Source organism: Pseudorhodoplanes sp. (genome assembly GCF_050250235.1).
In the GTDB taxonomy this organism is placed as follows: domain Bacteria; phylum Pseudomonadota; class Alphaproteobacteria; order Rhizobiales; family Xanthobacteraceae; genus Pseudorhodoplanes.
Genome location: NZ_JBFWPA010000063.1, coordinates 14,774 through 38,274, shown reverse-complemented (window position 1 = coordinate 38,274; position 23,501 = coordinate 14,774). Strand labels below are relative to the sequence as shown.

At 61.5% G+C, this 23,501-nt stretch carries 18 protein-coding genes; 9 read left to right on the top strand and 9 right to left on the bottom strand.

What is annotated here, in order from left to right; genetic code table 11:
• Positions 1-613 precede the first annotated feature (613 nt).
• Genes AB7F49_RS23635 through AB7F49_RS23600 form a run of 8 tightly spaced genes read right to left on the bottom strand, consistent with a single transcriptional unit; the run spans position 614 to position 12,136 of the window.
• Positions 614-1,444, bottom strand: coding sequence for a carbonic anhydrase (locus tag AB7F49_RS23635; protein ID WP_428526905.1), 831 nt, complete (start codon positions 1,442-1,444; stop codon positions 614-616).
• Positions 1,437-1,727 (bottom strand): hypothetical protein, encoded by a 291-nt coding sequence (locus AB7F49_RS23630; protein WP_428526903.1) that lies wholly within the window; start codon positions 1,725-1,727, stop codon positions 1,437-1,439. The genes AB7F49_RS23635 and AB7F49_RS23630 overlap by 8 nt, the downstream gene beginning before the upstream one ends.
• A gap of 10 nt (positions 1,728-1,737) precedes the next feature.
• Positions 1,738-2,568, bottom strand: a complete 831-nt coding sequence (locus tag AB7F49_RS23625) for a peptidylprolyl isomerase (RefSeq protein WP_428526901.1) — start codon at positions 2,566-2,568, stop codon at positions 1,738-1,740.
• Positions 2,569-2,573: 5 nt separating this feature from the next.
• Positions 2,574-3,362, bottom strand: a complete 789-nt coding sequence (narI, locus tag AB7F49_RS23620; protein WP_428526899.1) for a respiratory nitrate reductase subunit gamma — start codon at positions 3,360-3,362, stop codon at positions 2,574-2,576.
• A 10-nt stretch (positions 3,363-3,372) separates the two neighbouring features.
• Positions 3,373-4,098 carry a nitrate reductase molybdenum cofactor assembly chaperone gene (gene narJ / locus AB7F49_RS23615; protein ID WP_428526897.1) on the bottom strand — a complete coding sequence of 242 codons (726 nt, stop codon included), beginning with the start codon at positions 4,096-4,098 and terminating at the stop codon, positions 3,373-3,375.
• Positions 4,098-5,618 (bottom strand): nitrate reductase subunit beta, encoded by a 1,521-nt coding sequence (gene narH, locus AB7F49_RS23610; RefSeq protein WP_428526895.1) that lies wholly within the window; start codon positions 5,616-5,618, stop codon positions 4,098-4,100. The genes narJ and narH overlap by 1 nt, the downstream gene beginning before the upstream one ends.
• Positions 5,615-9,379 (bottom strand): nitrate reductase subunit alpha, encoded by a 3,765-nt coding sequence (locus AB7F49_RS23605; protein ID WP_428526893.1) that lies wholly within the window; start codon positions 9,377-9,379, stop codon positions 5,615-5,617. Before AB7F49_RS23605 ends, narH begins: the two co-directional genes overlap by 4 nt.
• 9 nt (positions 9,380-9,388) lie before the next feature.
• Positions 9,389-12,136, bottom strand: a complete 2,748-nt coding sequence (locus tag AB7F49_RS23600; protein ID WP_428526891.1) for a nitrate/nitrite transporter — start codon at positions 12,134-12,136, stop codon at positions 9,389-9,391.
• Positions 12,137-12,355: 219 nt separating this feature from the next.
• Here AB7F49_RS23600 and AB7F49_RS23595 point away from each other — a divergent pair, with 219 nt between their 5' ends.
• From AB7F49_RS23595 to AB7F49_RS23555, 9 genes are all read left to right on the top strand, one after another.
• Positions 12,356-13,045 carry a cyclic nucleotide-binding domain-containing protein gene (locus AB7F49_RS23595; protein WP_428526889.1) on the top strand — a complete coding sequence of 230 codons (690 nt, stop codon included), beginning with the start codon at positions 12,356-12,358 and terminating at the stop codon, positions 13,043-13,045.
• A gap of 705 nt (positions 13,046-13,750) precedes the next feature.
• Positions 13,751-14,452 (top strand): AraC family transcriptional regulator, encoded by a 702-nt coding sequence (locus tag AB7F49_RS23590; protein WP_428526887.1) that lies wholly within the window; start codon positions 13,751-13,753, stop codon positions 14,450-14,452.
• A 127-nt stretch (positions 14,453-14,579) separates the two neighbouring features.
• Positions 14,580-16,280, top strand: a complete 1,701-nt coding sequence (locus AB7F49_RS23585) for an FAD-dependent monooxygenase (protein ID WP_428526885.1) — start codon at positions 14,580-14,582, stop codon at positions 16,278-16,280.
• Between the two features lie 242 nt (positions 16,281-16,522).
• Positions 16,523-17,695: a 5-methyltetrahydropteroyltriglutamate--homocysteine S-methyltransferase gene (locus AB7F49_RS23580; protein WP_428526883.1), complete on the top strand. Its 1,173-nt coding sequence runs from the start codon at positions 16,523-16,525 to the stop codon at positions 17,693-17,695.
• Between the two features lie 75 nt (positions 17,696-17,770).
• A complete protein-coding gene (locus AB7F49_RS23575) occupies positions 17,771-18,961 on the top strand; it encodes an ABC transporter substrate-binding protein (protein WP_428526881.1) in 1,191 nt (396 codons plus the stop codon).
• Positions 18,962-19,135: 174 nt separating this feature from the next.
• The gene (locus tag AB7F49_RS23570) at positions 19,136-20,005 is read left to right on the top strand and encodes a branched-chain amino acid ABC transporter permease (RefSeq protein ID WP_428526879.1); all 870 of its coding nucleotides are present in this window, start codon (positions 19,136-19,138) and stop codon (positions 20,003-20,005) included.
• A gap of 1 nt (position 20,006) precedes the next feature.
• Positions 20,007-21,008, top strand: coding sequence for a branched-chain amino acid ABC transporter permease (locus AB7F49_RS23565; protein WP_428526877.1), 1,002 nt, complete (start codon positions 20,007-20,009; stop codon positions 21,006-21,008).
• Positions 21,005-21,757, top strand: a complete 753-nt coding sequence (locus AB7F49_RS23560) for an ABC transporter ATP-binding protein (protein WP_428526875.1) — start codon at positions 21,005-21,007, stop codon at positions 21,755-21,757. The genes AB7F49_RS23565 and AB7F49_RS23560 overlap by 4 nt, the downstream gene beginning before the upstream one ends.
• The gene (locus tag AB7F49_RS23555) at positions 21,754-22,467 is read left to right on the top strand and encodes an ABC transporter ATP-binding protein (RefSeq protein WP_428526873.1); all 714 of its coding nucleotides are present in this window, start codon (positions 21,754-21,756) and stop codon (positions 22,465-22,467) included. Before AB7F49_RS23560 ends, AB7F49_RS23555 begins: the two co-directional genes overlap by 4 nt.
• A gap of 89 nt (positions 22,468-22,556) precedes the next feature.
• Here AB7F49_RS23555 and trxB read toward each other — a convergent pair whose 3' ends face one another.
• Positions 22,557-23,501: a thioredoxin-disulfide reductase gene (gene trxB, locus AB7F49_RS23550; RefSeq protein WP_428526871.1), complete on the bottom strand. Its 945-nt coding sequence runs from the start codon at positions 23,499-23,501 to the stop codon at positions 22,557-22,559.

Below are 23,501 nucleotides of genomic sequence, written 5' to 3'. Positions count from 1 at the left end.
AAGCCTCGCGCTGACGCTTCCACGGTCGTTGCTCGCTCGCCATCCGTTCTCTCCCAATGCAAATCGAGGGCGAGAACAGATCGTGTTCGTGAGTCTTCGGACAAGTGTGCGAGAAATGGACGCTTACGACGCTTACGCGCGTTCCCTGCAATCCCGACCGAAAATCCCTGTTCTTTGAAAAATAATCCCTGTTCTTTTCTTAGGGAATTTCACGAGTTTGGCCCTTTTTATTGGTCTAACTCGTGCTCCGACGTTCGCAAAAGGCGGAGAAGAGCCGATTTTCCCTGTTGATTTCCCTGTTAGCAGGGAATTTGAGCCGGAGACGGGTTCGTATCCCACTGCACCGCCAGCCAGTCACACATGGGTCCATTCCGGACACATCGGATTTCCGCCGGCTGGGAGGCTCTCCGGGGGAGGGTGGTAAAAAGCCCGCAATTCGGGACTTTCTCTAGGGTTCGCTCGTCGTCGAAGTGCAGAGAGACGCGGCGTTTCGCCGATTGTGCCAAAAGTTTTCGTAAAAGTCTCCCGGCGGCCATTCAGTGGTTGCCGACGCGTCGGGATGATTCCGATCAAACGCGTGATTGTAAAGGTTAGTTGTGTGGCAGCGAAGCCGCTATGTTCGCTCAGTGCCAGAAGCCGACGTGTTCCCAACTGCTTTGCTCCTCCCGTAAACCTCGCAATCGCATTCTCCCCGGATATCAACTGTTGCAAACGCTTCGATCGCGTGACGCCGCACGCCGCTGGTCGGCTCGACCGGGTGACGAACGCGTTCGTCGATGCTCGGCAACGCGTCACGCTCGGCGATCGATGCAAGCGTCGGACCGAGATTGCGCAGCAATCCGTCTTGGATGCCGTAGACCCAGCCGTGCAGCCGCAGCGGCTGGCCGCGCAACCAGGCATTCTCCACTGTCGGGATCGCGGCGACGCGGCGGACCTGCATTTCGATATTGAGTTCGCACATGCGATCGATGCGGGCATCGGGATCGACGATGGCATCGAAAATTGCACGGTGCTTGCGGTACAACATAACGACGGGCTGCAGCCAGTGATCGACAAGCGCCGTACGCTCATTGCCCAACGCGCGGCGAATGCCCCCGCAGCCGTAATGCCCGCACACAATGATGTGCTGAACATGCAGCACCTCGATCGCGAATTCGAGCACCGCAAGCAAGTTCATGTCGCTGGTGTGTACGATATTGGCGATATTGCGCTGGACGAAGACCTCGCCGGGATCGAGGCCGAGCACGTCGTTGGCGGTGACGCGGCTGTCCGAGCACCCGATCCATAACAGTCTCGGTGACTGCTGTTCGGCCATGCGAACGAAGAAAGTGGGATCGTCGAGCGTCTTTTGCTGCGCCCAGGCGACATTGCGGTCGAACAGATGATCGAGACTTGGCGGTTCGGCGCCGTGGTTGTTGTCCGAATCGTCGGCGCGTCTACCCATGTGCGTGCTCAAGATCGAGCATCCAGATCAGCGCGCGCCGCAGCAATTCGATCCCGGGGGCCTGCGTGCGCCCCATCTGGCCGAGCACCGTGACCCATTCCTCATCGCTCGCCGAGGCGGCGTAGCGTTGCACGGCAAGCGCCGCGAATTCTCCTAGCTGATAATCGTCGCGCTCGCAGGCTTGGCGAACGCGCGCGATCAATGCGAGATCGTCAAGCGACATCAGCATCTGCAGCGCCGTGCTGTCATCGTCGAAGCGTGCGATCACGTCTCCAAGCAACATGACCTGGCCCTCAATTCACCCTGTGCTCGGCTCTACCCGGCATTTCGACGCCGGCGATTTCGGCCCGCGTCACCAGCCGCGCGATGTATTGCGCCGTGGCGCGCCGCCGCGCACTTTCGGTCAGGTAGTCCGCAATGCGATCGACGACGGCCTCGAACGGCAATTTGGCACCCTCGATCTTGCGGTCCAGCCGGATGATGTGGAGACCGTAGCGCGTCTCCACCGGCTCCTTCGTAAGGTTGCCGGGCGCAAGCGCCATCAGCGCGCGCTCGAATTCCGGTGTCGTCTGTCCCTGGCCGATCTGGCCGAGATTGCCGCCCTGCGCCGCGGACGGGCACGCGGAATAAGACCGCGCGAGATCCTCGAACCGCTCCGGCGCCCGCTCCAGCTCGACGAGCACCGCACGCGCCAGTTCAAGCGCTTCGGCGTAAGCCGCGTGGTCTGCGGCATTCGCTGGAAACAGAATATGCGCGGCGCAGTAGATGTCCTGGGACACGAACCGCTTGCGGTTCATGTCGTAATAGCGCCGGCAGGTTTGGTCGTCTGCAACCGGAATGACGACCTCCTGCTCGATCAGTCCCCGGATCGATGCTTCATCCTCGGTCTCGCGCCGATCGGCATCGTCGCTCAACGGGACCGCGCGAACATTCAGGCGCTTCGCTTCCTGCAGCAGTAACTCACGCACCACCAGCGAACGCGCGGCCTCGGTCCAGGCCTTGATCGGGGTTTCCGCCGGATGGTTCTGCGTTTCCCGCGCAATCGCATCGCGCGGGATGACGACACCGTTGACCGCAACCTGTCGCGGCCTTGGCATGATGCTGTCGCGGACCGAGCAGTTCATGGCCATCACTCCGCCGGAACCGGTTCACGGCGCGCCGAGGGCGATTGCGCCCGGGTGGTCGTGACCGGAAGGCCGCGGTCCGGCTGCGCCGCCGGCATGCGCCCATAGGGCCGTGTCGAACGCACCACCTGATAGCCGCGCCGGCCGAGATACCAGACCGGAGCGCTCCAGACATGCACCAGCCGGGTGAACGGGAACACCAGGAAGATCGTCATGCCGAGGAACAGATGCAGCTTGAACACCGGGCTGACGTCGAGGATCAGCGCGGAGACGCCCGGCTGCAGCGTGAGGATGCCCTGCGCCCAGGTCATGAACTTGACCATCTCGTGACCGTCGAGATGACCGAGCGAAACCGGAATGGTGGCGAGGCCGACGATCAGCTGCGCATAGAGCAGCAGCAGGATCGCGATGTCGCCGAACGAGGAGGTGCTGCGGATTCGCACGTCGAAAAGACGGCGATGGATGAGCAAGGTCATGCCGATGAAGCACATGATGCCGGCCACCCCGCCGATCACGATCGCCATCCACTGCTTGAAGCTGTGCGAGATGCCGAGCGCATCGAAGATCCAGATCGGCGTCAGGAGGCCGACGAGATGTCCGGCGAAGATGATCAGGATGCCGACATGGAACAGGTTCGAGCCCCACATCAGCTGGCGGCGGCGCAACAACTGGCTCGATCCGGTCTTCCAGGTGTATTGCTCGCGGTCGAAGCGCAGCCAGCTTCCGACGATGAACACCGTGAGGCAGAGATACGGATACCAGCCGAACACGATGTGATTGATGGTTTCGCGCATCGTCGTCTCCTCAATGCCGCGTGGTCGGATTCTGCGGAGCAGCGACCGGCATGTCCGGCGCGGGCCGCATCCCGGCGCGGACGCGTGCGATCAGCCCGTCCTTGCAGCTGTCGCCACTGCCCGGCCCGAACCGCACCTCTTCGTCTTCCCAGGCCGCATCCAAAGCCGCGAGATCGTTCGGATCGGTATCCGGCGCCTGCAGGGCCGCGGCAATGTCCTCGCCCTTCGGCTTGTCCTTTGCGAGCGCCACCAGCGCACGGAACACCGCTTCATAGGGCGAGTTGCGCTTGCGGAGCCGCTCGGCGATCGCCGCGAAAATATGTGCGGGCTGGCCGAGCAGATCGAAGGCCTCGGCACGCGGCAACAGCGACAGGAATTCCAGGAATAGCGGCAGGAAGTCCGGAAGCTCGGAGGTGCCGGGTTCGAGGCCCTTTTCCACATACATGGTCTGCAGGTCGACCATCGCCTGTCCGCGATCGCGGCTCTCGCCATGAACGTGCTCGAACAGATGCAGCGACAGCGAGCGAGTGCGGTCGAACAGCAGCACATAGCGCTCCTGCAGGTCGTAGAGTTCGCCCCGGGCGATGTCCTCGAACAGCGAATTGAGCGCTCGGCGGGCTTGGCCGGTCAGGACGCCCTCTCGGCTGACGACGTCCTGCATGTCGACGATATGCTCCTGGAGTTCCGCGGTCGGATAGCTGAGCAGCGCGGAGAGTATCTTGAGCGTTCGTGTCATCACGCGACCTCCATCGGGGTTTTGGCGCGCTTCGGTGTCCCAAACAGATTCACTTCGCTGGTGCCGCCCGAGCAGCCGTTGCCGAATGAGAAGCCGCACGACCCGCGCAGGTCGTAGGCATCCTCGTCCAGTTCGCGATGCGCGGTCGGGATCACGAAGCGATCCTCGTAATTGGCGATCGCCATGATCTGGTACATGTCCTCGATCTGCAGTGCGCTCAGGCCGACGCGCTTGGCGATCGCCTCGTCGATCACGCCGTCGACCGTCTTCGCCCGCATATAGCCGCGCATGGCGAGCATCCGTTCGAGACCGAGTGTGACCGGGGCTTCCTTGCCTGCCGTCAGGAGATTGGCGAGATAGCGCAGCGGAATGCGCAGAGAGCGCACGTCCGGCATTTCGCCGTCATGGCCGATCTTGCCTGCGGCCGCGGCCGACTGGATCGGCGAGAGCGGCGGCACGTACCAGACCATGGGCAGCGTGCGGTATTCCGGATGCAGCGGGAACGCGATCTTCCACTCCATCGCCATCTTCCAGATCGGAGAACGGCGCGCCGCCTCGAGCCAGGCTTCTGGGATACCCTGCGCCCGCGCTTCCTCGAGTATCCGGAGGTCATTGGGATCGAGAAAGACTGAGAGCTGCGCCTCGTAGAGGTCCTGCTCGTTCGGGGCGCTGGCGGCTTCCTCTATCCGGTCGGCGTCATAGAGCACGACGCCGAGATAGCGGATGCGCCCGACGCAGGTTTCCGAACAGACCGTCGGCTGACCGGCCTCGACGCGAGGATAACAGAAGATGCATTTCTCCGACTTGCCGCTCTCCCAGTTGTAATAGATCTTCTTATAGGGACAGCCGGACACGCACATGCGCCAGCCGCGGCACTTGTCCTGATCGATCAGGACGATGCCGTCTTCCTCTCGCTTGTAGATCGCGCCGGACGGACAGGACGCGACGCAGGTCGGGTTGAGGCAATGCTCGCACAGCCGCGGCAGGTACATCATGAAGGTGTTTTCGAACTGGCCGTAGATATCCTTTTGCACGCCCTCGAAATTATAGTCCTGCGAGCGTTTGGCGAATTCGCCGCCGAGGATTTCCTCCCAGTTCGGACCCCACTCGATCTTTTCCATCCGCTCGCCGGTGACGAGAGACCGCGGACGCGCGGTCGGGAAGGCCGGCACTTCGGGCGCCTTTTGCAGGTGCTCGTAATCGAAGGTGAAGGGCTCGTAGTAATCGTCGATCTCGGGCAGATCGGGATTGGCGAAAATCTTCGCCAGCACGCGCCATTTCGAGCCGATCTTCGGCTCGATCTTGCCGTTGCGCTTGCGGACCCAGCCGCCGTTCCAGCGCTTCTGGTTTTCCCAGTCCTTGGGATAGCCGATGCCGGGCTTGGTCTCGACGTTGTTGAACCAGGCATATTCCATGCCTTCGCGATTGGTCCAAACGTTCTTGCAAGTGACCGAGCAGGTGTGACACCCGATGCACTTATCGAGATTGAGCACCATCGCGATCTGCGCGCGGATTTTCATTCTGCAGCCTCCAGCTTGCGGGCGACGGAGAGTTGTTCGGGCTGGTCGGCGGACGGTGTGTCGAGCCAGTCGACCTTCGCCATCTTGCGGACGATGACGAATTCGTCGCGGTTGGTGCCGATCGTGCCGTAATAGTTGAAGCCGTAAGACTGCTGGGCATAGCCTCCGATCATGTGCGTCGGCTTCACCACCGCGCGGGTCACTGAGTTGTGGATGCCGCCGCGCTGGCCAGTCACTTCCGAGCCCGGCACATTCACGATCTTCTCCTGCGCGTGATACATCAGGCACATGCCCTGTTTCACCCGCTGCGACACCACCGCACGCGCAACCAGTGCACCGTTGGTGTTGTAGGCCTCGATCCAGTCGTTATCGACGATCCCCGCTGCCTTCGCGTCAGCTTCGCTGATCCAGACGATCGGCCCGCCACGCGACAGCGTCAGCATCAGCAGATTGTCGGTATAGGTCGAGTGGATGCCCCACTTCTGGTGCGGGGTGATGAAGTTGAGGACGATCTGCTTCTCGCCGTTCGGCTTGCGGTCGATGATCGGCTTCACCGTCTTCAGGTCGACCGGCGGGCGATAGACGCAGAGCGCCTCGCCGAAGGCGCGCATCCACAGGTGATCCTGATAGAGCTGCTGGCGACCCGTGAGCGTGCGCCACGGGATCAGCTCATGCACGTTGGTATAGCCGGCGTTGTAGCAGACCTTCTCGCTTTCGAGGCCGGACCATACCGGCGATGAGATGATCTTGCGCGGCTGCGCCACCACATCGCGGAACCGGATTTTCTCGTCCTCCTTGTGGACAGCAAGATGGGTGTGGTCGCGGCCGGTCAACTTGGACAGCGACTCCCACGCCTTGACCGCGACCTCGCCGTTGGTTTCCGGCGCGAGCGACAGGATGACCTCGGTCGCATCGATATCGGTGTCGATCTTCGCGAGCCCCTTGGTCGCGCCCTCCTCGGTCACGACGCCATTCAGGCTCTTGAGGAAATCGACCTCGTGCTCGGTGTTCCAGGCCATGCCCTTGCCGCCATTGCCGAGCTTCTGCATCAGCGGGCCGAGCGCGGTGAAGCGCTTGTAGAGATTCGGATAGTCGCGCTCGACCACCGTCACCGTCGGCATGGTCTTGCCGGGGATCGGCTCGACCTCGCCCTTCTTCCAGTCCTTGACGTCCAGCGCCTGCGCGATCTCGGCCGGCGTGTCGTGCAGGATCGGGGTCAGCACCACGTCCTTCTCGACGCCAAGCACCTCCGGCGCGACCTTGGAGAAGGATTTTGCGATCGACTTGTAGATGTCCCAGTCACTCCGTGCTTCCCACACCGGGTCGATCGCCGCGGTGAGCGGGTGGATGAAGGGATGCATGTCGGAGGTGTTGAGATCGTTCTTTTCGTACCAGGTCGCGGTTGGGAGAACGATGTCGGAATAGACGCAGGTCGTGGACATGCGGAAGTCGAGCGTCACCAGGAGATCAAGTTTCCCGATCGGTGCGTCGTCATGCCAGACCACGTCCTTCGGCTTCCTGTGCCCGGTCTCGCCGAGGTCCTTGCCCTGCACGCCATGCGATGTGCCAAGGAGATGCTTGAGGAAATATTCGTGACCCTTGCCGGACGACCCGAGCAGGTTGGACCGCCACACGAACATGTTGCGCGGCCAGTTGTCCGGGTGATCCGGGTCCTCGCACGACATCTGCAAGTCACCGGACTTCAGCGCCTTGGCGACATAGTCCTTCGGCTCCAGACCCGCAGCCTCGGCCTTCTTTGCGACCGTCAGCGGATTCTCTCTGAGCTGCGGCGCCGACGGCAGCCAGCCCATGCGCTCGGCGCGCACATTGTAGTCGATCAGCGCGCCGTCCCACGGTCCGGCAGGTGCGGTTGGCGAGATGATCTCGTCGATGCCGAGGGTCTCGTAGCGCCACTGGTCGGTATGTGCATAGAAGAATGACGTCGAGTTCTGCTGCCGCGGCGGGCGCGCCCAGTCGAGCGCAAAGGCGAGCGGCAGCCAGCCCGATTGCGGCCGCAGCTTCTCCTGCCCGACATAATGCGACCAGCCGCCGCCGGACTGGCCGACGCATCCGCACATCACCAGCATGTTGATGACGCCGCGGTAGTTCATGTCGCAATGATACCAGTGGTTCATCGCGGCCCCGATGATCACCATCGAGCGGCCCTTGGTCTTCTCGGCATTCAGCGCGAATTCGCGCGCAACCGTGATGATCTGCTCGCGCGGCACGCCCGAGATTTTCTCCGCCCAGGCCGGCGTATAGGGCACGTTCTCGTCGTAGGATTTCGCGACGTGCTCGCCGCCGAAGCCGCGATCGACGCCGTAATTGGCGAGAAACAGGTCGTAGACCGAGGCGACCAGCGCCTCGCCGTCCGCGAGCATCACGCGCCTGGCGGGCACCTTGCGCATCAGCACATCGGGATGATCCGTACCGGCGAAGTGATCGTGCTCGCGATTGCCGAAATAGGGGAAAGCAACGTCCGCAAGCTCATCCTTCACATCGGCGAGCGAGAGGCGGAGCTTGGTGTCGCGTCCCGTAGAGTCTTTCTCCTCGAGATTCCACTTGCCCTTCTCGCCCCAGCGGAAACCGACCGAGCCGTTCGGCACGACGAGTTCGCCGCTCGCCTCGTCATAGGCGACGGTCTTCCATTTCGGGTTGTTGCTCTCCCCGAGAGTTCCGGTGAAGTCCGAGGCGCGCACGAGCCGCTCGGGCACGAGCCGTCCCCCGGATTTCACCAGCCGCACCAGAAATGGCATGTCCGTATACTGGCGCGCGTAATCGCAGAAATATTTGGCTTGCCGGTCGATATGGAATTCCCGCAGGATCACGTGGCCCATCGCCATCGCGAGCGCTGCGTCGGTGCCCTGCTTGACCGAAATCCAGAGATCGGCAAATTTCGAGGCTTCCGAATAATCCGGGCAGATGACGACGCTCTTCGCGCCGCGATAACGCGCCTCGGTATAGAAATGCGCGTCGGGGGTGCGGGTCTGCGGGACGTTCGAGCCCCACAAGATGAGAAAGCCGGAATTGTACCAGTCGGCGCTTTCCGGCACGTCGGTCTGCTCGCCCCAGGTCTGCGGCGAGGCCGGCGGCAAGTCACAATACCAATCGTAGAACGACATGCAGACGCCGCCAAGGAGCGACAGGTAGCGCGAACCGGCCGCATAGGACACCATCGACATGGCCGGGATCGGCGAGAAGCCGATGACGCGGTCCGGGCCGTGGTTCTTCACCGTGTACGCGTTGGCAGCGGCGACGATTTCCGTCACCTCGTCCCAGGTCGCGCGCACGAAACCGCCGTGACCGCGTTTCGTGGTGTAGGCCGCGCGTTTGCCCGGATCCTCGACAATGGACGCCCAGGCCGCGACCGGAGTCCGTAGCGCCCGCGCCTCGCGCCACAGCTTGAGCAGCCGCGAGCGGACCAGCGGATATTTCACGCGATTGCCGGAATAGAGGTACCAGGAATAGCTCGCCCCGCGCGAACAGCCCCGCGGCTCATGATTCGGCAGATCGGGCCGCGTGCGCGGATAATCGGTCTGCTGGGTCTCCCAGGTAACGATCCCGCCCTTGACGTAGATCTTCCACGAGCAGGAGCCGGTACAGTTCGCGCCGTGCGTCGAGCGCACGATCTTGTCGTGCTGCCAGCGCTTGCGATAGCCGTCTTCCCAGCGGCGATCCTCATTGGTGACGATGCCGTGGCCGTCGGCGAATTCGCCGGTGACGCGCTTGAAGAACGTCAGGCGGTCCAGAAAGTGGCTCATGATGTTCCCTCACTCTGCCGGTTGCGCCGCAGCCGGCATTTTTCCGCCGCGTTCGATGTCGCGCAGCAGCCCGCCGCGCCGTGTGTAGTAGAACCAGGTCACCGCGACGCAGGTGACGTAGAACAGCATGAAGCCCCACAGCGCCATCTCGGGTCCGCCGGTGATGGCGATCGAGGAGCCGTAGCTCTTTGGGATGAAGAAGGCGCCGTAGGCCGCGACCGCGGAGGTGAAGCCGATGATCGCGGCGGATTCCATGTCGGCCTGGCGAACGCGTTCGGCCGCACCAAGCTTCGGCTCGAGCCTCGGCATCTCCGCACGCATGATCGCGGGGATCATCTGGAAGGTGGACGCGTTGCCGACGCCGGTTGCGAAGAACAGGATCATGAACATCGCGAAGAAGCCGGCAAAAGCATGCGGCTGATCCTTGATGTCGAGGAAGTAGAGCACGCCGCCGACCGCCGCGATCATCAGGATGAAGACCCAGAAGGTGACTCGGGCGCCGCCATACTTGTCCGACAGCCAGCCGGTTGCGGAGCGCGAAATGGCGCCGACCAGCGGGCCGAGGAAGACGAGCTTGAGCGAGTCGACCTGCGGGAACTGGGTCTTGGCCAGCAGCGGGAAGCCCGCGGAATAGCCAATGAACGAGCCGAAAGTGCCGGTATAGAGCCAGCACATGATCCAGTTGTGCTTGCGCTGGAAGATCACCGCCTGATCGGCGAACGACGCCTTCATCGCGGCGATGTCGTTCATGCCGAACCAGCAGGCCGTCGCGGAGGCCGCGATGAACGGCACCCAGACGAAGCCGGCATTCTGAAGCCAGAGTTTCGTGGTGCCGCTCGCGTCAGCCGCGGTTTGCGGATCGCCGCCGAGCCAGCCGAATACGCCGGCGGTGATCACCAGCGGGATCACGAACTGCACGACGCTGACGCCGAGGTTGCCGAGGCCCGCATTGAGCGCGAGCGCGTTGCCCTTCTCCGCTTTCGGGAAGAAGAAGCTGATATTCGCCATCGACGATGCGAAGTTGCCGCCGCCGAAGCCGCAGAGCAGCGAGAGCCCGAGGAAGATGATGTAGGGCGTATCGGGATTCTGCACCGCAAGCCCGATGCCGACCGCCGGGATCATCAGCGACCAGGTCGCGATCGAGGTCCAGAGCCTGCCGCCAAAGATCGGCGGCATGAAGGAATAGAAGATGCGGAGCGTGGCGCCGGAAAGGCCCGGCATCGCCGCCAGCCAGAACAACTGGTCGGTTGTGAACTTGAAGCCGACCGCGGGGAGCTTCGCCACCACCACCGACCACACCATCCAGACTGCGAAGGCGAGAAGGAGTGCCGGGATCGATATCCAGAGATTGCGCCGCGCGATCGCACGCCCGGTCTCGTCCCAGAAGGTTTTGTCTTCCGGACGCCAGTCCTCGATGATGGCGGGACCGAGCTTGCCGATATGCTCCGGCTTGTGGATCGCTTCCATTTCCGGAAGTTGCGGAAGCTTGGTGAGATCGGGTTCACGCGCCTCGTGCTCCATGCGCTGGATCGCGAGATGCATCCAAAGCAGTGCCACGCCGGACAGCAGGAACAGCAGCATGAAGCAGCTGGTCCAGATCCCGGTGAGATCGTTCAGAACACCGAACATGATCGGCAGAATGAAGCCGCCGAGCCCGCCGATCATGCCGACCAGACCGCCGACCGCGCCGACATTGTTCGGATAATAGACCGGGATGTGCTTGTAGACCGCGGCCTTGCCGAGGCTCATGAAGAAGCCAAGCACAAACACCAGCACGGTGAAGGTCGCGACCCCGGTCTCCATATGGAAGGTGATCGGGCCGGTGATGCCTTTGATCGTATACTGGGTCGGCGGATAGGACAGAATGAAGGTGACCAGCACCGAGACGATAAACGTCCAGTACATGATGCGGCGCGCGCCGTATTTGTCGGAAAGGTGACCGCCATAGGCGCGGAAGATCGAGGCCGGCACCGAATAGGCCGCACCGATCATGCCCGCGGTCGTGATGTCGAGCCCGTAGACCCCGATCAGATAGCGCGGCAGCCACAGCGCCAGCGCAACGAAGGCACCAAACACGAAGAAGTAATAGAGCGAGAAGCGCCAGACCTGGACATTCTTCAGCGGCTCGAGTTCGAGCCAGGCGCTCTTGGGCTTCTCGCCTTTGGCGCGCCGCGCCACCAGAACCGGATCGTCCTTGGTGCCGAACCAGAAGATCAGCGCCATCACCACCAGACCGGCCGCCCAGATCTGCGCCACCGCGTGCCAGCCATAGGCGACCAGCACGAACGGCGCCAGAAACTTGGTCACCGCCGCGCCGACATTGCCGGCGCCGAAAATGCCGAGTGCGGTGCCCTGCTTGGAAGTCGGATACCAGCGCGACACATAGGCAACGCCAACCGCGAAGGAGCCGCCGGCGATACCGACACCGAGCGCGGCAACCAGCATTTGCGGATAGGTGGTCGCGTAGGTCAGGAGATACGTCGCGGCTGCGGCCGCCAGCATCGTCAGCGTATAGATGAGCCGCCCGCCATATTGATCGGTCCAGATGCCGAGGAAAATGCGGATCAGCGAGCCGGTGAGGATCGGCGTGCCGACCAGAAGCCCGAATTGGGTTTCTGACAGTCCGAGATCCTTTTTGATCTGGATGCCGATGATGGAGAAAACGGTCCAGACCGCAAAACAGACCGTGAAAGCGATGGTCGACATCCAGAGAGCGGTGGCCTGGCCCTCAGGATTTTCTTGCACCTTGGCTTGCATGAAATGCCCCCGACTCGCGTGCGGATCGAACTTGCGGGCACAACAGCAATCTCAGAGTGCCACGACTTTGCGAAACCTCAAGTCATTGAAAACAAAACGATAATTGATGTTTGACGGCCGTCGATCAGAAATATGTCAAACGAAGCATTGATATTTGCAATAAATCCAAATTCGCGATCTATCGAACACCGCATGAGAAGCTTTGGAGGGGGTCAGCCCATGCGCATTGCCGAACTCGAGCTGATCCGCGATCTACCGCTGTTTCATGACATCGCGCCGGAAAATTTCGACAGACTGACAGAGGCGGCGTTGCTGCAACGCTTCCCGGCGCGGGTCGAACTCATTCACGAAGGTGCGCTGCCGGACTTCCTGCATGTGGTCGTCGAGGGCAGCGTCGAGTTGTACGCACAGCATTGCGGCCGGGAGACCACGCTCGATATCCTTGGTCCGCTGTCCACGTTCATTCTCGCGGCCGTGGTCCGGGACGAGCCCTATCTCAAATCAGCGCGGACCTTGACCGACGCACGCATCCTGATGATTCCGGCAGAGGCCTCGCGCGATATTTTTTCGCGCGATTCCGCGTTCGCCCGAGCCGTGGTGAATGAACTCGCCATGCGCTATCGCAGCATCGTGCGTGCGCTGAAGAACGAGAAGCAGCGCACAGGCAGCGAGCGGCTGGCCAACTGGATCCTCAAGGCCGATGCGCAGCAGGGTGGCAATGGATATGTCTCATTCGAATATGACAAGCGCACTCTGGCCTCACTACTGGGCATGACGCCCGAGAACCTTTCGAGGAGTTTCTCGGTTCTGACGCAACATGGTGTCCGCAGCTTAGGTCGCGGTTTAACCATCGAAGATCGCGATGTGTTGCGATCCTACGCTCAACCGACGCCACTGATTGATGGGTGACATCAGCGGGATGAGTACCGTGCTGAGCGCGTGGAAAGACGATTACAATCATGCTCCGTCCGCACAGTGCGCTGGGCAATCTCGCACCGGCCGAATTTGCCGCTCGCAACGCTCCAGCACCGCAACGCTGCGCTACACTAGGGGCTCCGCGCCCCGCCCCGTTGCTCCACCGAGCCCGCTGGGCTCCAATGTCGCCGGAACTCTCCTCATCGCTGGATGAACCGCGGGGCTCAGACCAAGCCAAGTCTCGTCGCTCACCTGTTTGGTTCCGACGCTTTTCCCAGCGAAGACCTGGCTGAGATTCATCTCCCGGCGGTTGAAGCAGATGCGCTTGCACGTGGTCACGGTGACGGTCTTGTCGTGTGGCGCGCATCGCTGATGCTGTGCCTGTGGCACAGATCGCGTGCCAGCATTCGGCAGCGTGTTCCTTCAGTCCCTTGATGATATGTTCTTCTGTGAACCTGCTCTTGCGCATGTCCATCTCCCGAAGGAGCTGACTCAAACCTGAAAGCGAGGGCATCTATGGCGAACGGTCATCGCCTGTGGTTGCGCCGCCATGACGCATATTGCGTCATGTCCGCTTTCATGGTTGTATCAATTTCTTTCGCGAGTAGGCCAAAAATGAGAAATGCTCGCTTCGCCGAGTACGACTCGATAGCGCGTGCGGTTGTGGTCATTTGCAATGACTTTTCGAGCGGTCACGTCATGCCCGCCCATCGTCATCGGCGATCGCAGCTCGTTTACGGCGCGTCCGGGATCATGATGGTCGGCACCGAACAGGGACGATGGATCGTCCCGCCGGAGCGCGCGGTCTGGATTCCCGGTGGGGTCGTCCACGATTTGCGTATGGTGAGCGACGTGACGACCGTCACTGTTTGGGTCGACCCCAAGGCCGAGCCGGAGTTGCCGCTGGCCTGTCAGGTTGTCGAAGTGTCGAACCTGATGCGCAGTCTTTTGACGGCAGCGATCGATATCGAACCGGAATATGACCGCAACGGCCGGTCCGGCCTGATCATGTCGCTGCTGCTGCATGAGCTGAAACTGTTGCCGGCGCTGCCGCTGGAGCTCAAGTTCCCCTCCCATCCTCGACTGGCTGAGCGATGCCGCGCGTTCGTGCTCGACCCGAAGCCGCGCGACACGATCGAGGTCTGGTGTGAAGCACTCGGCATGAGCCGTCGGACCTTCACGCGACTGTTCCGGAAGGAGACGGGGATCAGTTTCTCTGCCTGGCGCCAGCAAGCCTGCCTCTTCGCATCGTTGCCGCGACTTGCCGCAAACGAACCGATCACGCGGATCGCCTTCGAACTTGGCTACGAAAGTCCGGCTGCCTTCACGACAATGTTCAAGCGTCTGCAGGGCGTGCCTCCCAGCCACTACATGTCCAGCGCGGACGCGCGCGACATGTGAGCGGCGTCGGCGCCGCTGGCCCAATCGCAAAAGAAGTAGGCCCACGTTTTAAAGCAGCCAGTCTGCCGCGCTCTATGGTGACCGCGGGGCGGCGCTGTCCGTCTTTCAGCGATCTGGATTGACGGTGATGCAAGGCGAGACTGTGACGACTCCGGTTGTGATCGTCGGGGGTGGTCCGGTAGGATTGGTGCTCGCGCTCTATCTCGACTTCTATGGAGTCAAATCGACGATCATCAACACCGAGCCGAACGAGCGCTGGCACCCAAAGGGCAATGGCCAGAACGCACGCACCATGGAGCATTACCGGCAGCTCGGCTTTTCGGACGAGGTGCGCAAGCTTGGGCTGCCGCCCGATCATCCATTCGACCAGGCCTATTTTACGCGATTGAGCAAGCACGAGATCTTTCGCTTCCCGATGCCGACCGGAGACGAGCGGATCGCGATGCGGCGCGACGAGCCGGTAACGGATCAGACGCCGGAACCAATGTTCCATGTCAATCAGATGTATGTGGAACGTTTTCTGCTGCAGAAGGTCCGCGCTGCGAAGAACATCGACGTTCGCTTCGGCTGGACTGCGAAGTGGTTCACCCAGGACGAGACCAGCGTTCAGTTTCATGCTTGCAAGACAGATGGCAGCGCGGAAGCAACCTTCATTTCCGATTATGCGGTTGCATGTGACGGAGCGCGGGGATTCGTCCGCAAGACACTCGGCATCGGATATGAAGGCGACGTCCAGAAGCAGGGGGCTTATTGGTCCGGGCAATTCTTCTCGATCCACATGCGCATTCCCGACCTTTATCCCCGCTTTGTCGGCCATCGCCGCGCCTGGATGTACTGGGCGGTCAACCCCGATCCCAACACGCGCGGCGTCATCATCGCGCTCAACGGCGTCGACGAGTTCATGATGCTGGTCAAGCCGCGGGCCGGATGGACCGATGTCGACAAGGAGGAGATCGCGCGCTGGGTCCAGCAATCGATTGGTGAAGACGTGCCGGTCCACATCATCGGCTATTCGCCCTGGGCTGCAGGACAGGCGCTCGTGGCCGAGCGCTACAAGGCCGGCCGCATCATGATTGCTGGCGACGCCGCGCATCTGTTCACGCCGACCGGCGGCTTCGGCATGAATACCGGCATCGACGACAGCGCAAATCTCGCCTGGAAGCTCGCGGCGGTTCTTCAGGGCTGGGGTGGCCCCCGGTTGCTCGACACTTATGAAATCGAACGCAAGCCCATCGGTCTGCGCAACACCGGCGCATCACGAAAATACGCCTCCATGATGCATGATGCCGTCGTGCCGGAACACATCGAGGCCGACGGTCCGAAGGGCGATGCGGCGCGCATCGCGGCTTCGAACATGACCTACGTTCGCAAGAACCATTTCGTGCGCCCCGAACATCACGATGCGCTGGGCGTCCAGATCGGCGGCCGTTACGACGGTTCACCGGTGATTGTTCCGGATGGCGAACCTCCGGCCGATATCTTCCCGCAGACCTACGACGAGTATGTCCCATGCGGCGTTCCGGGTGGCCGTGCGCCGCATCTTTGGCTCGATGCGGAACGCGTCATGGGAAGCTCGCTTTTCGACCGTTTCGGAAAGGGCTTCACGCTTCTTCGCCTGAACGGAAATCGCGCGGATACGTCTGCACTTGAACGGGCCGCCGCCGCGCGTGCGATGCCGCTCTGCATTTTGGACGTCGGCCTCCCGGAAGCGCGTGCGCTCTACGGCCGCGACTTCGCTTTGATCAGACCTGATCAATATATCGCCTGGAGAGGCGACACGTTGCCGGACGATCCGGACGCGTTGCTGGCCAGGATCGCCGGGCATTGAAGTCGCCCGCAGCGCAGGCGCCCTTGTCGGCACGATTTGTCGAACCCTCGGAAGGCCGTCGCGACGTGGCCTAGTCTCGAAAGAAATAGACCTGAATACGAAGGCACCGGCCTGCTCTGGCGATAAGATGCCCGCCACAGACGTATCCCGAACCATTGTTGCGTCGCAACATGTTAATGGATGCGGGACATTCAAAGCGATCGCTGGGCTTTCATGTCAGCAATCGTCAGGGACTGCGCTGAATGAACGCCGAACCGCGATCCGCATCTTTCACAACCGCCGGTGCCCGGCCGCCTTTTCGCGCGGACCATGTCGGAAGCCTGCTGCGGCCGGAAGAGCTGAAACAGGCGCGCGAGCGGCTCCTCGGGGCGCATGGCGTCGACACCAATTTCGCACCTCACAACAGCCAGGAACTCCGCGCCGTCGAAGATGAATGCGTCCGCGCGGTGATCGCGATGCAGGAGCGCGTCGGGCTTCAGTCGATCTCCGATGGAGAGTTGCGGCGTCGCAGCTTCATGCTCGAGCTGTTTCTCAGCTGGGACGGCATGAAGGCGAGCAAGTCCGGTGTCGGCTCGTTCAAGTGGAAGGGAAAACTGAACGCGACCGAAGACCTGTCTGCGATTGCGATTGTCGAGCCGATACGGTGGAAAAAGAGCGCGGTTCTGGCCGCATTCGAGTTCCTGAAGGCCAATACGCGCCAGACACCGAAGGTCTGCATTCCCGCGCCGAATCTCGCACATTACTTTCTCGCCAATTCCGGCAAGCTCGATGGCACACCCTATGATGACATGGAGCAATTCTGGGCCGATCTCATCAAGGCCTATCGTCAGGAGTTGCGCAGCCTGGTTGAGGCCGGCGCGACCTATATCCAGTTCGATGATGTCTGCTTCGCCTATTTGTGCGACCCGGCGCACCGCGCTTATGTTACGGCTCGTGGATACGACCCCGACGCGCTGCTCGATACCTATGCCGACAAGATCAATGCCGTGATCGCCGGGCTTCCGCCGGAAGTCACGGTGACCGTACACACGTGCCGCGGCAACAGGGAGGGCTCCTGGGTTGCCGAAGGAGCCTATGAGCCGGTCGCCGACATTCTCTTCAATCGCACCAATGTCAGCGGCTATTTCCTGGAATACGATACCGACCGCGCCGGTGGTTTTGGTCCGCTACGATATCTTCCGAAAGGCAAGATCGTCGTTCTGGGATTGCTGTCAAGCAAGACACCGGTGCTCGAAAGCGTCGATACGTTGCGCAGCCGGATCGACGAGGCGTCGAAGGTCGTCGGCATTGAGCAATTGGCCTTGAGTCCGCAATGCGGGTTCGCGAGTTCGTATCGTGGCAATCCTCTCACATTCGCGGAGCAGGAGGCCAAGCTCGGGCGTGTCGTCGAAGTCGCGGAACAGGTTTGGCGCTAGCAGGAAGAACCGGCCTCTCTTGCGTTGCCGAAGAATAACGGCCGAGGATTACAACAGGAGGGAATAATGCGGATAATGGCATCCGTCGTCGCCGGTGCTGCGCTTCTGTTCGGCGCGCATGCGGCAAACGCCAAGGAGATTTTCAAAGTTGGCGTCATTGCGTCCTATACAGGCGCGTTCGCGACCTGGGGATCCCAGTTTCAGAACGCCATCGAGGCGTATCAGGCTCTCCACGGCAAAACGGTGAAGGGCCCGAAAGGCGAGGAGATCGAGGTTCAATTCGTCTATCGCGATGCCGCGAGTGCCGGAGCGGACAAGGCCAAGCAGCTGATGGAAGAGCTCGTGCTGCGCGAGAAGGTCAGGATGATCGCGGGCTTCGAGCTGTCGCATCATGCGATCGCGGTCGCCGAAATCGCGACGCAGGCAAAAGTGCCGGTCCTGATCATGAATGCATCCACCGCGTCGATCACGCGCGGCTCACCGTATTACGTGCGCGTCAGCAACACGCTGCCGCAATGGGGCGCCGCCCTCGGAAAATGGTCTGCCGAGAATGGCATCAAGCGCGTCTACACGATCGTCAGCGATTATGCCGCTGGCATCGATACGGAGACGGCGTTCCACAAGGCGTTCAAGGCAGCTGGCGGCGAGATCATCGGATCGGCCCGCACGCCGCTGTCGGAGACGAACTTCTCGGCCTATCTTGAGCGCGCGCTGCAGGCGAAGCCGGACGCTCTTTATATGTTCCAGCCGGGCGGTGCACCGTCGATTTCGTTCGTGAAGGCCTATGTCGAGCGCGGGCTCAAGCAGGCCGGCATCAAGCTGCTCGGGCAGAGCGAGTTCGCAGAGCTTTATCTGCCGAACTTCCCTGACGATATCGTCGGCACGATCTCGGCGCTGCACTATACCGAGACGAACAAGCTGCCGGAAAATGCCGAAATGCGTGCGCAGCTCTCGAAGCTGTTCGGCGCGAAAGGCGTTACGGATATCGCGTCGGTCGGTGCCTGGGACGGTGTCAACCTGATCTACACCGCGCTGCGCGAAGTCGGCGCGTCGGCGGATGGGTTGACGCTCATCAAGGCGATGACCGGCAAGCAGTTGAAAAGCCCGCGCGGTCCGATCCTGATCGATCCGGAGGAGCGGGACATTGTCCAGAACATCTATATCCGCCGGATCGAGAAGGTCGATGGCAAGCTGCAGAATATCGATATTGCAACCGTGGAGATGATGAAGGATCCGTGGAAGCTGGAAAATCCGGCGAAGAAGTAGTTGCGGAATCGGGATGACCGGAAGCGCGGCGGTTCTTTCGCCCCGCCTTCCGGTCAGCTGTCCAGCGGGTAGAACCTCGCGATGCATCCGGGCATCGGTGAGAAACAGGACGACGGTGATAGCCCTGCCATGGTCTTCCGCATGTGTTGCAACCCATTGCAGCCGGGGCGCTAGATGCTCGGTTTCTGGCTGACCATCCTTTTGGATGGCCTGTCCTTCGGGATGATCCTGTTCATCATCTCCGTTGGATTGACCATCACGATGGGTCTGATGCGGGTCGTCAACCTCGCGCACGGGCTGTTTGCGATGATCGGCGGCTATGTCGCCGCCTATCTGACGCAGCGCGGCGGCAATTTCTATCTCGCCTTGCTTGCGGCCGCGGTTGTTCCTGGCATCATCGGCGCGGCCACCGAGGTCACGCTGTATCGTCCGCTATACCGCAAGAGCGAGCTGTCGCAGGTGCTGCTGACGATTGGCATCGTGTTTGTCGGTGCGTCTCTCATAACCGAGATTTTCGGCGCCTTTCCGTACCCGGTTCAATTTCCGTCATATCTGACGTCGCCGATCGACATCGGATTTCGGACATACTCGGCGTATCGTCTTTTCCTGATCGGGATAGGCGCGGTCATTGCCGTCGCGCTCTGGTATCTGATCGATAATTCTCTCTATGGCGCGCGTCTGCGCGCGGCCGTCGACAACGCGAGCATGGCGCGGGCGGTCGGCATCAATGTGAACCTCCTCTTCACGGGCACCTTTGCCGCGGGATGCGCGCTCGCAGGTTTTGGCGGTGCGATCGGCGCAGGAATCCTTGCGCTCGAGCCGTCCTACGGCTTCCGCTATCTCGCGCTCTTCCTCGTCGTGGTGATCGTCGGAGGAGAGGGGAGCTTCAAGGGCTCGCTTGTCGCGGCGCTGGCGCTTGGGATGATCGATACGATCGGGAAGTACTTCTTCGCGCAGGCGGCGCCATATCTCCTTTATACGGCGGTGTTCTTCCTGCTGCTTTGGCGCCCCGCCGGTCTCTATCCTGCAAGATCGGCTGCATGACATGACGACGCCGAACGCCGAGATCGGAGGTTCAACAAGCACGCCGCTGACGATGGCTGGCCACGCGCTGCCGTGGCTTATCGCGACCGGCTATTTCTTTCTTGCGTCCGACTATCTCGGGCTCGGTACGCAGGTGATGATCTGGATCCTGTTTGCGCTGTCGCTCGATCTCGCGCTTGGCGTTGCCGGGATCATCACGCTCGGCCAGGCGGCGTTTTTCGGAGTGGGTGCATATGCCGCCGGTCTTTACGCGATCCATGTCTCTCCCGACGCGCTCCAGGGCCATTTGTTCGCGATAGCGGCCGCTGCTGCATTCGGCCTCATTACCGGGGCTCTGATTTTGCATACGACCGGTGTTACGCTCCTCATGCTGACGATCGTGATCGTCTCGCTGACGTTTGAGTTTGCCAATCAGGCGCGCTGGCTGACGGGAGGCGACGACGGCCTTCAGGGGATCAAGATCGATCCGCTCTTCGGACGTTTCGAATTCAATTTCTATGGGTATACCGCTTACGTCTACACGGCGGTTGTGCTGTTTGTCTGGTTCGTCATAGCCTGGCGCATTGTTCGCTCTCCTTTCGGCCGTTCGCTGGACGGAATCAGGCAGAATCCCCGGCGCATGCGGGCGATCGGCACGCCGGTGTGGTGGAGGCTTCTTGCCATATATACGCTGTCAGCGGCGATGGCTGGCTCTGCAGGCGCCTTGTCGGCTCATGCGACGCGGTTCGTTGGCTTGTCGGTTCTGAGCCTGCTGACATCCGGCATTGTCACCGTGATGCTGATCCTCGGCGGGACACGGCGCCTTTACGGTGCGTTTATCGGAGCGGCAGTCTATTACGTGGTCCAGGATGCGACCGCGAAAATCAGTCCGCATTTCTGGGAGTTTGTTGTCGGAATCATGCTGATCGCCACAGTCCTCTTCCTGCAGGGAGGATTGATGGATCTCGGCACCGCGGCGCAGCAGGTGTGGCGCAAGCTCACAGGTACGGCGGGCAAGCCATGACGGCGCCTGTGCTCTCGGTTCGAGACCTCAACAAGGCGTTTGGCGCGATTGTCGTTGCGCAAGGCATCAATGTCGATCTAGCCGCCGGCGCGCGCGTTGGCTTGATCGGGCCCAACGGCGCCGGAAAGACCACCTTTGTCAATCTCCTGACCGGCTTTCTGACGCCGGACTCCGGTACGATCGAAATGGCCGGGATATCCATCGAGCGTGCAAGGCCCGAAGATCGTGTGCGTTGCGGGCTCGCGCGGACGCATCAGATCAATGCATTGTTGATGGAAAGCAGTGTCAGGGACAATGTCGCGATTGCGATTGCCGAGCGCGAGCGATACGCGTGGCGCGCCATCCGCTATACGCGGCAATGGCGTCAGTGCCTCGATGAGGCGCAGGACAGATTGCACGAGATCGGGCTCGGCTGTGCCAGCAATCGTGAAGTCCGCCATCTGTCGTATGGCGAGCAGAGGCTTCTGGAAATTGCGATTGCGCTCGCTTTGAAGCCAAAGGTGTTGCTGCTCGACGAGCCCGGAGCCGGTATCCCGGCGTCCGAGGCGCATGTCATCCACGAAGTGCTCGGGCGGCTCCCGGCCGAGATCGCGATCCTGATCGTCGAGCACGATATGGAGCTCATTTTCCGGTTCGCGCGGGAAATCATCGTCCTCGTCCAGGGGAGGCTGCTGATGCGCGGAACTCCGTCCGAAATCAGCAGCAATCCGGAAGTACGCGCTGTGTATCTCGGGCAGACAATTGCATGAGTGTCGGGCTGTCGATACGCGATCTGGTGGCAGGGTATGGCGAGACCGTCGTGCTCGACGGCGTCAGCCTCGATGTTCCGGCCGGAGCCGCGATTGCGCTTCTTGGCCGCAATGGCGTCGGCAAAACCACCCTGCTTACGACGATCATGGGCATGACCGATCGACATGGCGGTACCATCTCTCTGGGCGACAGGCGGATCGAGAACATGCCGCTGCACCTCAGAGCCCGCCTCGGCATCGGATATGTCCCGCAGGAGCGCGAGATTTTCAGTTCACTCACGGTTGAGGAGAATCTGGCGGTATCGATGCTACCAGGCGGCTGGTCGCTCGATTCGATTTACAACCTGTTCCCGCGTCTGAAAGAACGGCGCGGCAATACCGGCAACCGGCTGTCGGGCGGCGAGCAGCAAATGCTGGCCATCGGCCGGGCGCTGGCCGGCGGCCCCAAAATCCTTCTGCTCGATGAGCCGCTTGAAGGCCTGGCGCCGGTCATCGTCGAAGCCGTCATTTCGGCGCTGCAGGATATTCAGCGCCAGTCCCGGGTGACCATGATTCTGGTCGAGCAGAAAGCCGAGATGGCCTTGGCGATGACCGAGCATGCGCTTGTCCTGGATCGAGGACGCATCGCTTTCTCCGGGGCAAGCCACATCCTGAAACAGGACCGGAGCGCCCTGGAACAGTTGCTCAGCGCCTCGGTGCGTCACACATAGAGCGTTGCGCTGAGGGGTTCGAGCGCGCCCCTTGGATCATCGGCTACCGAATTGGGCGCTCCGCCGGCTCCTGCTCAAGCGTGCAATTGCTATGGCTGCTGGTCCGAAAGAAACCTTTCGGCATCGAGCGCGGCCATGCAACCCATGCCGGCCGCGGTGACTGCTTGACGGTACGTGTAATCGACGACGTCGCCAGCGGCAAACACGCCGGGCACGCTGGTGACGGCCGAGCCCGGCCGCGTCTTGATATAGCCGCCTGGATCGCATGCCACCGTGTCCCGGAAAGGCCCGGTAGCCGGGTCGTGACCGATCGCAACGAACACTCCGTCGGCGGCCAGAAGTTGCTCGACATGGCTCGTCTGATCGCGCAAGCGCAAACCGGTCACCTTCCGGGGTGCGTGATCGCCAAGAATCTCTTCCACGACGTGGCTCCAGATCACCCGGATCTTGGGATTGTCGAACAGCTTCTGCTGAAGCACCTTCTCCGAGCGCAGCCTGTCGCCGCGGTGAACCAGCGTGACAGACTTCGCAAGCCTTGACAGATAAAGTGCTTCTTCCGTCGCGGTGTTGCCGCCACCCACGACCACGACGTCCTTGTTCCTGAAAAAGAAGCCGTCGCAGGTCGCACAGGCGGAGACGCCGCATCCACGAAAGAACTCTTCGCTTTGCAGGCCAAGCCAGCGCGCGCGGGCGCCCGTGCAGATGGCAATCGCGTCGGCCGCATAGGAGCCGTTCTCGCCGATTGCAAGAAACGGCCTCGCACTCAGATCCAGAGACATGATGGTGTCCTGCAGGATCGACGCGCCGGCATGCTCGGCCTGCTTCTCCATCTCGGCCACCAGCCACGGCCCCTGCACGACATCGGAGAAACCGGGGTAATTTTCAACATCCGTGGTGATGGAAAGCTGTCCGCCGGGCTGATCGCCTCGCAACAGAATCGGCTGCAGATTGGCTCGCGCTCCATAAATCGCCGCCGTGTAGCCGGCCGGTCCGCCGCCGATGATCAGAAATTTTGTTCGTATCGTCTCACTCAA